Origin of the sequence: Arthrobacter sp. SO3 (assembly GCF_020532825.1) — a bacterium.
Lineage (GTDB): Bacteria > Actinomycetota > Actinomycetes > Actinomycetales > Micrococcaceae > Arthrobacter.
Map to the genome: position 1 here is coordinate 1 of NZ_MQTS01000063.1, position 9,350 is coordinate 9,350.

Annotated in this window: 8 protein-coding genes and 1 pseudogene; 2 read left to right on the forward strand and 7 right to left on the reverse strand. The window is 67.0% G+C overall.

Features of this window, described 5'->3' with window-relative positions; all coding sequences use genetic code 11:
* The first annotated feature begins 457 nt into the window (after positions 1-457).
* A complete protein-coding gene (locus BJQ90_RS06860; RefSeq protein ID WP_226759548.1) occupies positions 458-961 on the forward strand; it encodes a DUF3515 domain-containing protein in 504 nt (167 codons plus the stop codon).
* Positions 962-1,008: 47 nt separating this feature from the next.
* On the opposite strand, the gene BJQ90_RS06865 is transcribed toward BJQ90_RS06860, so the two are convergent.
* The 6 genes from BJQ90_RS06865 to leuC form a co-directional block, all read right to left on the reverse strand.
* Positions 1,009-2,154 carry a D-alanine--D-alanine ligase family protein gene (locus BJQ90_RS06865; protein ID WP_226759549.1) on the reverse strand — a complete coding sequence of 382 codons (1,146 nt, stop codon included), beginning with the start codon at positions 2,152-2,154 and terminating at the stop codon, positions 1,009-1,011.
* A gap of 2 nt (positions 2,155-2,156) precedes the next feature.
* Complete coding sequence (locus tag BJQ90_RS06870) at positions 2,157-3,209, reverse strand: NAD(P)H-dependent glycerol-3-phosphate dehydrogenase (RefSeq protein ID WP_226759550.1); 1,053 nt, start codon at positions 3,207-3,209, stop codon at positions 2,157-2,159.
* On the reverse strand, positions 3,206-4,000 hold the full coding sequence (locus BJQ90_RS06875) for a lysophospholipid acyltransferase family protein (RefSeq protein WP_226759551.1): 795 nt from the start codon (positions 3,998-4,000) through the stop codon (positions 3,206-3,208). Before BJQ90_RS06875 ends, BJQ90_RS06870 begins: the two co-directional genes overlap by 4 nt.
* Before the next feature lie 10 nt (positions 4,001-4,010).
* A complete protein-coding gene (gene murA, locus BJQ90_RS06880; RefSeq protein WP_226759552.1) occupies positions 4,011-5,336 on the reverse strand; it encodes a UDP-N-acetylglucosamine 1-carboxyvinyltransferase in 1,326 nt (441 codons plus the stop codon).
* Positions 5,337-5,581: 245 nt separating this feature from the next.
* On the reverse strand, positions 5,582-6,184 hold the full coding sequence (leuD, locus tag BJQ90_RS06885) for a 3-isopropylmalate dehydratase small subunit (protein WP_226759553.1): 603 nt from the start codon (positions 6,182-6,184) through the stop codon (positions 5,582-5,584).
* 42 nt (positions 6,185-6,226) lie between these two features.
* On the reverse strand, positions 6,227-7,681 hold the full coding sequence (leuC, locus tag BJQ90_RS06890; protein ID WP_226759554.1) for a 3-isopropylmalate dehydratase large subunit: 1,455 nt from the start codon (positions 7,679-7,681) through the stop codon (positions 6,227-6,229).
* A 124-nt stretch (positions 7,682-7,805) separates the two neighbouring features.
* On the opposite strand from leuC, the gene BJQ90_RS06895 reads away from it, so the two are divergent.
* Positions 7,806-8,525 carry an IclR family transcriptional regulator gene (locus BJQ90_RS06895; protein WP_056426387.1) on the forward strand — a complete coding sequence of 240 codons (720 nt, stop codon included), beginning with the start codon at positions 7,806-7,808 and terminating at the stop codon, positions 8,523-8,525.
* Positions 8,526-8,600: 75 nt separating this feature from the next.
* On the opposite strand, the pseudogene BJQ90_RS06900 reads toward BJQ90_RS06895, so the two are convergent.
* Positions 8,601-9,350 (reverse strand): annotated as a pseudogene (locus tag BJQ90_RS06900) (HNH endonuclease); the annotation flags it as partial.

The window sequence follows — 9,350 nt, forward strand, 5'->3', positions numbered from 1 at the left end:
GCCGGAGTTGCTTCAGCGGGGGCCGCAGAAGGCTCAACCGGAACCGCCGTAGCGGAGGGTTCCGGCGAAGGTGCGGGTTCCGTTGCCGGGGGCGTCGGCGGAGCGGGGCTCACTACGACGGGCACCGGGATGGGCACAAGCGGATCCTCAGCCTGCGCGGCCGCGACCGGTCCCGAGAGGGAGAGGGCCAGGAGCAGTGCAGTCAGTCCAGTGCGTGAGACATTTGTTTTCAGGCTGCGCGACGTAATTGGCAGTCCCTCCCCCAGATACAAGAGCTAATCAATTGTGTGCGGTCGTGGCCATCACAAACGTCCTTGTCGGCAGCGCCCAGGCAGTGCACGATCTTCCCAGTCTACTGGACTGCCCGACGCTTACCGTTCATCTTCGATTCATCTGGCGATGCTAACGGCTGCAGCGCCTTGCCACAACGCCCGGCAGGCCGGGATAGGCTTGAAGTATGCAGCGCTTCCGTTTCCCGGCTTCCGCACGTCCGCTCCGCAGCCTGGCCGCGGCGGCGGCTGCAGGGATCCTGCTGAGCGGCTGCGCTCCGGTTGTCGACGTCACCCCGGCCAAGGACGCAGGGAACGCCGCTTGTGCACCGATGATGGTCGCACTGCCGGATGCGATCGGCGAAGCCAAGCTGCGGAAGACCAACAGCCAGGCCACTGCGGCGTGGGGCGATCCGTCCCTCGTGGTCCTGCGCTGCGGGGTAAATGTTCCGGGGCCGACGACGGACCGCTGCGTCAGCGTCAACGGCGTCGACTGGGTCATCAAGGAAGGCGACCCGGTGTGGACGCTGACGACCTTCGGACGCGAACCGGCAACCGAGATCCTGATGGACCCGGATAAGATCAGTTCCGCAACCGTGCTCGCCGACCTCGCGGCCGCAGCCGCCAAGGTGCCGGCGACGCGCAACTGCGTGGGCCAGGCGGACCTGCAGAACCTCCCGCCGACCCCGTAGCTTCCCGGCAGGCCGGCCACCGCGCACCGGCGGCCGGACCCGCTGGCCTAGCGCAGGCCTGTTTTGCGGTGCAGGGCCAGGTAGATCAGTTCGTCGATGAGTTCCGCGTAGCCCAGGCCGGACGCTTTCCACATTTGCGGGTACATGCTTTTCGGCGTGAACCCGGGCATCGTGTTGATCTCGTTGATGATCAGCTCGCCCTCGGGCGTGTAGAAGAAGTCGACCCGGCTGAGTCCCTCGGCCCCGACTGCGTCGAAAGCGACGGCGGACAACTCGCGGACCCTGGCGATGGCTTCGTCCGGAAGCTCGGCCGGGCAGCTGAGCGCCGCCGCGTTGTCCACATATTTGGCGTTGAAGTCGTAGAACTCGTGCCCGCCGCCGGCCACGGAAATCTCGCCCGGCATGGACGTCCGGGGACTGTCGGTGCCCCTGCCCTCCAGCACGGCACATTCGATTTCCCTGCCGAGAATGCCGGCCTCGATGACGAGTTTCGGATCGTACTGACGGGCGGCCTCAATCGCTGCGTCCAGGCCGTCGAGGGAGTCCACCTTGGAGATGCCCATCGAGGAGCCTGCCCGGGCGGGCTTGACGAAGACCGGGAAGCCGAGCTGGTCCACGCGTTTGCGGACGGTCTCGGGATCGTTGCGCCACTGCCGGTCCGTGACGGCGATGTAGGGCCCCACGCGAAGCCCGGCGGATTCGAACACCACCTTCATAAAGTGCTTGTCCATGCCGACGGCGGACGCAAGCACACCGGCACCCACGTAGCGGGTGTCGGAGAGTTCCAGGAAGCCCTGGATGGTGCCGTCCTCGCCGAACGGGCCGTGCAGCAGCGGGAACACCACATCCACCGCGCCCAGTTCGTGCGGGACCTCGTTCGGGGAGGCGACGATGAGCTGGTGTTCGCCGCCGATTTCGGCCAGCGTCACGGTCTGGGCCGAGGATGCCACCTCGGGCAGGGACGATGCAGAGAGTGACCAGTCGTGGGTGTCACCGGAAGCCAGCACCCACTGGCCGGTCTTGGCGATCCCGATCGGGATGACCTCGTACTTCGTCTGGTCGATGGCACCGAGGACCCCGGCCGCCGTCACGCAGCTGACGGCGTGTTCGCTGGAGCGGCCGCCGAAGAGGACCGCCACGCGGGGCCTGGACCGTGCGGCCCGGCCTTCTGTTGATTCGTTTAGTTCCGACACTCTCAGTAATCGCCTTCGCGTTTCAGGTCCCGGGACAGCAGCAGCGGCCCCAGTTCGTCTACGGACAGTTTTCCGGCCAGCACGGCAACAACGGCCGCGGTGATGGGCATTTCAACGCCGAGCTTGCCGGCGAGCTCGTGCACGGCCTGGGCTGACTTGATCCCCTCGGCGGTCTGCGTCATCTGCGCCGTGACCTGGTCCAGGGTCAGCCCCGTGCCCAGGAGGCGGCCTGCAGTGTGGTTCCGCGACAGCGGTGACGAGCATGTCGCGACGAGGTCACCTAGGCCGGCGAGGCCGGCCATGGTCTGGGCCTGACCGCCGAGGGCAAGGGTGAGCCGCGACGTTTCCGCAAGCCCCCTGGTGATGACCGAAGCTTTCGTGTTGTCGCCCATCTGCTTGCCTTCGCAAATGCCCACGGCGAGGGCGATGATGTTCTTGACGATGCCGCCGATCTCCACGCCGACCACGTCCGCCGTCGTGTACGGCCGGAAATACGGCGCGGTGCAGCTCCGGGCCACCCACGCGGCGGCACCAAAGTCCGAGCATGCCACGACGGATGCGGTGGGCTCTTCCCGGGCAATTTCCATGGCCAGGTTGGGTCCGGACACGACGGCGACGTGGCTGGCGGGGATGCCGAGCTCCTCGCAGATCACTTCGCTCATCCGGGCGTCGGAATTCAGTTCCAGCCCCTTCATGAGGGAGACAACCAGGGCGCCCTGGGGCAGCAGGTGTTTCCATTCGCGCAGCTGTGGCCGCAGTGTCTGTGCCGGGACGGCGAGAACCACCAACTGGGCTCCGGACAGGACCTCGGCGACGTCGGTGGAGGCGGTGATGCTGGGCGGAAGCGCAATGTCCTTGAGGTATTGCTCGTTCCGGTGCCGGGCATTGATCGCGTCCACAACTTCAGGCCGGCGTCCCCATAGCCGGATGTCGCGCTCCACGCCGGACGCGGCGGCGGCATCGGCGAGGATCTTCGCGAAGGTGGTCCCCCAGGACCCGGCGCCGAGTACGGCAACCTTCGTGGCCGATGGTCCCCGCATTTGATCGAATGTCATTCGTCGCTGTCCCCAAGGTTCTCTTCCGGTGCGGCTGAGCCGCTGCCCGCACCGCCGCGCTCCACGAAACGGCCGTGGGTGGACTGGTGGTGCGCCGCAGGGTCCCAGCGGACCAGGGGCGGCTGTCCGCCGCGTAGGCTGGCCAGCAGCTCCGTGATGGCCTCCATGATCACGTTGGTGGCCTCGGTGAGCGTGGCTTTGTCCAGCGGGCGTCCGGCGAAAGCGCTGAGGTCCACTGGATCGCCCACCACCAGGCGGGAGGTCTTGCGCGGGAAGATGTGGAACCGCTTGGCGTAGCGGGGCAAGACCTCGTGGGCCCCCCAGTGCGCCATCGGCACCACGGGGATGCCGCTTTCCAGCGCCATGCGCGCGGCGCCGGTGTGGCCCTTCATCGGCCACAGCCCGGGATCCCGGGTCAGCGTGCCCTCGGGGTAGATGATGATGGACCCGCCCTCGTTCACCACTTCCTTGGCGATCTGCAGCGAGCGGTTGGCGCCCGCTGACGAGCGTTCCACCGGGATCTGCTTGGTGGCCCGCAGCACGAATCCCAGGACGGGGACCTTGAAGAGTCCGGCCTTGGCCAGGAAGTGCGGCATCCGCTTCTGGTTGTAGAGCATGTGCCCCACAACCAGCGGATCGATTTCGGTGCAGTGGTTGGGGGCGGCGATGAAGCCCCCGGCGGGAAGCTTCTCCAGGCCGATCCACTGCTTGCGCATCAGGAGGTTCATTGCCGGCCGGACGAGGGCGGCGACAGCGACAAAGGTGATGCGGCTCTTGGCCGTTTCCTTCACTTCGTCCCCGCTACTTCGCGGCGGTGATGTCGAAATCGGCGCCCAGGCCCGCGAGCTTCTCTGTGAAGCGCTCGTAGCCGCGGTTGATGATGTCGATTCCGGTGACCCGCGAAGTGCCGTTGGCGGCCAGCGCCGCGATCAGGTGGCTGAAGCCGCCCCGCAGGTCCGGTACGTCAATATCGGTGCCGGTCAGCTGGGTGGGGCCGGATATCACGGCTGAATGCAGAAAATTGCGCTGGCCGAAGCGGCACGGGACACTGCCGAGGCATTCGCGGTGGACCTGGATGTTGGCGCCCATCCGGATCAGGGCCTCGGTGAAGCCAAAGCGGTTCTCGTACACGGTTTCGTGGACGATCGACACACCCTCCGCCTGCGTCAGGGCGACGATCAGCGGCTGCTGCCAGTCGGTCATGAAACCGGGGTGCACGTCCGTCTCGAGGACCAGCGGGTTGAGCTTGCCGCCCTTGTGATAGAAGCGAATGCCGTCGTCGCCAATGTCCATGCCGCCGCCGACCTTGCGGTAGGTGTTGAGGAATGTCATCATGTCGCGCTGGGTAGCGCCCTCAACGAAGATGTCGCCCCGGGTGACCAGCGCCGCTGAGGCCCAGGAGGCCGACTCGTTGCGGTCCGACAATGCGCGGTGGTTGTAGCCGCCGAGGTCAGGGACGCCCTCGATCCGGATGGTGCGGTCCGTCTGGACGCTGATGATCGCGCCCATCTTCTGCAGGACTGCGATGAGGTCGACAATTTCCGGCTCGGTGGCCGCGCCGGAGAGCTCGGTGATGCCCTCGGCCCTCGTGGCACTCAGCAGCACCTGTTCGGTGGCGCCGACGGAGGGGTACGGAAGGGAGATCTTGGCGCCTTTGAGCCCGTCGGGGGCGGAGATGTGGATGCCGCCGGGGCGCTTTTCCACCACGGCTCCGAACTGCCGCAGCACGTTCAGGTGGTAGTCGATGGGGCGGTCACCGATTTTGCAGCCGCCCAGATCCGGGATGAAGGCCTCGCCGATCGCGTGGATCAAGGGCCCGCACAGCAGGATCGGGATGCGGGAATCGCCGGCGTGCGCGTCGATCGCCGTGTGCGAGGCCGTCTTCGCGTTGGTCGGGTCGAGGGTCAGATCCCCGGTAACGGGGTCTTTCTCGACAGTGACGCCGTGCAACTGGAGCAGGCTGGTGACAACTTCGACGTCCTTGATTTCGGGGACGTTGCGCAACACGGACGGCTCATTGCCCAGCAGGGCAGCCACCATGGCCTTGGGGACAAGATTCTTGGCCCCCCGCACGGTGACGCGGCCAGTCAGCGGGACGCCTCCGCGGATTGTCAAAACACTACTCATATACCGGTTTCCTCACGACTACTCGCCCCCAAATCCTTACAAAGGCACCAGCTAAGCATAGGAGCTAGCGTTACCGATCTGAAATACGGCGTGCACCCGGCCTGTCGCCCCCGCCCAGGCGGCCGCCGTCGAAAACCAGACAACGCGGGGTCACGTACGGCCGGTCCCGGGTCCCGGGACGGGCCGTACGTGACCCCGCGTTGCAGTGGTGGCGCAGGTCGGGGCGGGTCAGGGCAGCTGGAAAGCTAGGACAGCCTCGCCGGCAGCGTTTTAGGCATAAACGACGGCCTGGTGGTCTCAAAGGTGGTGATGTCTTCCTCATGCTTGAGGGTCAGGCCGATGTCATCCAGGCCCTCGAGGAGGCGCCAGCGGGTGTAATCGTCGATCTCGAACGGAGCCACGATGTTGCCGCACTGGACCGTCTTGGAGACGAGGTCCACGGTGACCGCGGTGCCGGGGGCGTTCTCCAGTTCCTTCCAGATGAGTTCGATGTCGTCCTGGGCCAGTTCGGCGGCGAGCAGGCCCTGCTTGCCGGAGTTGCCGCGGAAGATGTCCGCGAAGCGTGAGGAGAGCACGGTCTTGAAGCCGTAGTCCTTGAGCGCCCAGACGGCGTGCTCCCGGGAGGATCCCGTGCCGAAGTCGGGGCCGGCCACGAGTACGGAGCCGGCGTTGAAGGGTTCCTGGTTCAGGATGAACGCCGGGTCCTTGCGCCACGCCGCGAACAGGGCGTCCTCGAAACCGGTGCGGGTGATGCGCTTGAGGTAGACGGCCGGGATGATCTGGTCCGTGTCGACGTTGCTCTGGCGCAGCGGGACGCCAATTCCGGTGTGGGTGGTGAATTTTTCCATTGCGGATCCTTCTGGGCTGTGTGGATCTGGGGCTGTCGGAAGCTAGGCTGCGGCGGTGCCGCTGGCGGCGGCCCCGGGAGCGGGTTCCAGGTCCGACGGCGAGCTCAGGGTGCCGCGCACCGCCGTCGCCGCTGCCACGACCGGGGAGACCAGGTGGGTGCGTCCGCCCTTGCCCTGGCGGCCCTCGAAGTTGCGGTTCGACGTGGAGGCGCAGCGCTCCCCCGGCTCCAGCTGGTCCGGGTTCATGCCCAGGCACATGGAGCAGCCGGCGAAGCGCCATTCGGCGCCGAAGTCCTTGAAGACCCGGTCCAGGCCTTCGGCCTCGGCTTCGAGCCGGACGCGGGCGGATCCAGGCACGACGAGCATCCGGATGTTGGGATCCTTGGTGCGGCCGCGGATGATGTCCGCGGCGGCGCGGAGGTCCTCCATCCGGGAGTTGGTGCAGGAGCCCAGGAAGACGGTGTCCACCCGGATGTCCTTCATCGGGGTGCCGGCTTCAAGGCCCATGTACTGCAGCGCACGTTCCGCCGCCGCCTTGGCGTTTTCATCGCCGAAGTCCTCGGGTGAGGGCACCCTGGCGGACAGGGACACGCCCTGGCCGGGGTTGGTCCCCCAGGTCACGAACGGTTCCAGCGAGTCGGCGTCGAGGTCCACCGCGACGTCGAATGTCGCGTCGTCATCGGAGCGCAGCGTGTTCCAGTACCCGACGGCGGCATCCCACTCTTCGCCCTGCGGCGCATGCGGACGGCCGAACATGTAGTCGTACGTGGTCTGGTCCGGCGCGACGAGCCCGGCGCGGGCGCCCGCTTCGATGGACATGTTGCAAATGGTCATCCGGGCTTCCATGGACAGCGCCCGGATAGCGGAGCCGCGGTACTCGAGCACGTAGCCCTGTCCCCCGCCGGTGCCGATCTTGGCGATGACGGCCAGGATGATGTCCTTGGCGGAAACGCCCGGCCGCAGGGTGCCCTCGACGTTGATGGCCATGGTCTTGAAGGGCTTCAGCGACAGCGTCTGGGTGGCCATGACGTGTTCCACCTCGGAGGTGCCGATGCCCATCGCGAGGGCTCCGAAGGCGCCGTGGGTGGAGGTGTGCGAGTCACCGCAGACCACCGTCATGCCGGGCTGGGTGAGGCCCAGCTGCGGGCCCACGACGTGGACGATGCCCTGCTCGGCGTCGCCGAGCGAGTGCAGCCGGACACCGAATTCCTGGCAGTTGTTGCGCAGCGTCTGGATCTGCGTGCGGCTGGTGAGATCGGCGATTGGCTTGTCGATGTCCAGCGTGGGAGTGTTGTGGTCCTCGGTGGCGATGGTGAGGTCCGGCCGGCGCAGCTTGCGACCGGCCAGCCGCAGTCCCTCAAAGGCCTGCGGCGAGGTCACCTCGTGCACCAGGTGGAGGTCGATGAAAAGAAGGTCCGGCTGGGCATTGGCTCCTTCGCCATCGCCTTTGCGCACCACGTGCGCGTCCCAGACTTTCTCGGCCAGTGTCTTTGCCACGGCCTTCTCCCTTCACTGCGGTGTTCGTTCTTGCCGGCTTGTTGTCTCCACTGAATCAGCACTCCCGCGTAATGCGCCAGCGAGTTGACTTGCATCTCAGATAATGAGACGGCAATATCATTACATGGACAATTCTAGTGGAGTCGGTGTCATCGATAAAGCGGCCCATGTGCTTGACGCACTTGAGGCTGGCCCAACCACCCTGGCGCAGCTTGTTGCTGCCACAGGACTGGCTAGGCCCACAGTGCACCGGCTGGCACTGGCGCTGGTTCATCACCGGCTGGTCAGCCGTGACATCCAGGGCCGATTTGTGCTCGGCAGCCGCCTGGTGGAGCTCGCCTCCGCGGCCGGCGAGGACCGCCTGATCGCCTCCGCGGGCCCGGTCCTGATGCAGCTGCGCGACGCCACGGGCGAAAGCGCCCAGATCTTCCGCCGGCAGGGCGACTGGCGCGTCTGCGTGGCCTCCGCCGAACGTCCCATCGGCCTGCGCGACACCATTCCAGTCGGCACGCAGTTGTCCATGAAGGCCGGCTCCGCCGCCCAGGTGCTGCTCGCTTGGGAGGACCACGACCGGCTCCTGGAAGGTTTGCAGGCCGCCCGCTTCACCCCCACCGTCCTGGCCGGAGTACGACGGCGGGGCTGGGGCCAGAGCCTCGGCGAACGCGAGCCGGGGGTTGCGTCCGTTTCGGCCCCCGTGCGCGGCCCGTCCGGCCGCGTCATCGCCGCGGTGTCGATTTCCGGGCCGATTGAGCGGCTGACCCGCCAGCCGGGCCGGCTGCATGCCGAAGTGGTTTGCAATGCGGCCCGCGTGCTGACCGAGGCCCTGCGGAAGACCAACGACTAAAGATCAGGCCCGCGGCGGCCGCCGCCTGGACAGCGACACCAAGCCCACAAGACCGCTCGATTGTCGAGCGGCCCTTCAGCGGGAGACACGCCCGACCCAGTCAGGAATTCTTGCACTGGGGGCATTCCAGGTCGCTGTCCCGTGCGGCTCTGGCCAGCACGGCTCGTCCGGATCTGGTTCCGGCCATGGATGCGCAGCGGTGAAGAGGTACCAGTCCGGGAGGGGGTCCTCGGGCAGTTCCCGGTCGGGATCCGGGCCGGGGTCCGGGCCGAAGGGCCCGGCGGGCGGCGGTTCCGGGTGATAACCCGGATCCGCGGGCGGACCCTGGTCCAGGCCCGCGTCCGGGCCCCTATCCGGATCCATCTCTGTGAATGTATCCGTGTTCGAGGCTGTGACCAAGCCTGGGTCCAGACCTGTTTCTGTGTCCGTGGTCAAAAGGTCTGCGGTCACGAAGCCGTTGGGCCAGTGGGGTGGTTCCCAGTCCTGCTCTTCGCTGGGGTAGTACCGGCCCGAGGGTGAGGTCCAGCCGGGTGGCTTGTTATTGCTGGCCCCGGAAGGTGTCCACGCCGAGCCGTGTTTGAGCCGGTGGTGTCTGGGGCAGGGCTGGCCGAGGTTGGAGATCCCGGTGGTCCCTCCAGCGGCCCAGGCCAGGAGATGGTCCGCGTCGTTATCGAGCGAGGCGTTGTTGCAGCCGGGGAACGGGCACTTCCCGTCGCGCAGGCGCAGCCACCGCCGCTGGGCTTTCGTGAGGCGGTAGCGGGTCCGGCCGATTTCCAGCGGCGCACCGTCCCGCGGGTCGGTCAGGACCCGGTAAAACGACCCGGC

Bases quoted from the DNA above. Each gene is read 5' to 3' on its own strand.
- BJQ90_RS06860 (WP_226759548.1), top strand. From the start codon at position 458: ATGCAGCGCTTCCGTTTCCCGGCTTCCGCACGTCCGCTCCGCAGCCTG.
- BJQ90_RS06870 (WP_226759550.1), bottom strand. From the start codon at position 3,209: ATGACATTCGATCAAATGCGGGGACCATCGGCCACGAAGGTTGCCGTA.
- murA (WP_226759552.1), bottom strand. From the start codon at position 5,336: ATGAGTAGTGTTTTGACAATCCGCGGAGGCGTCCCGCTGACTGGCCGC.
- leuD (WP_226759553.1), bottom strand. From the start codon at position 6,184: ATGGAAAAATTCACCACCCACACCGGAATTGGCGTCCCGCTGCGCCAG.
- BJQ90_RS06895 (WP_056426387.1), top strand. From the start codon at position 7,806: ATGGACAATTCTAGTGGAGTCGGTGTCATCGATAAAGCGGCCCATGTG.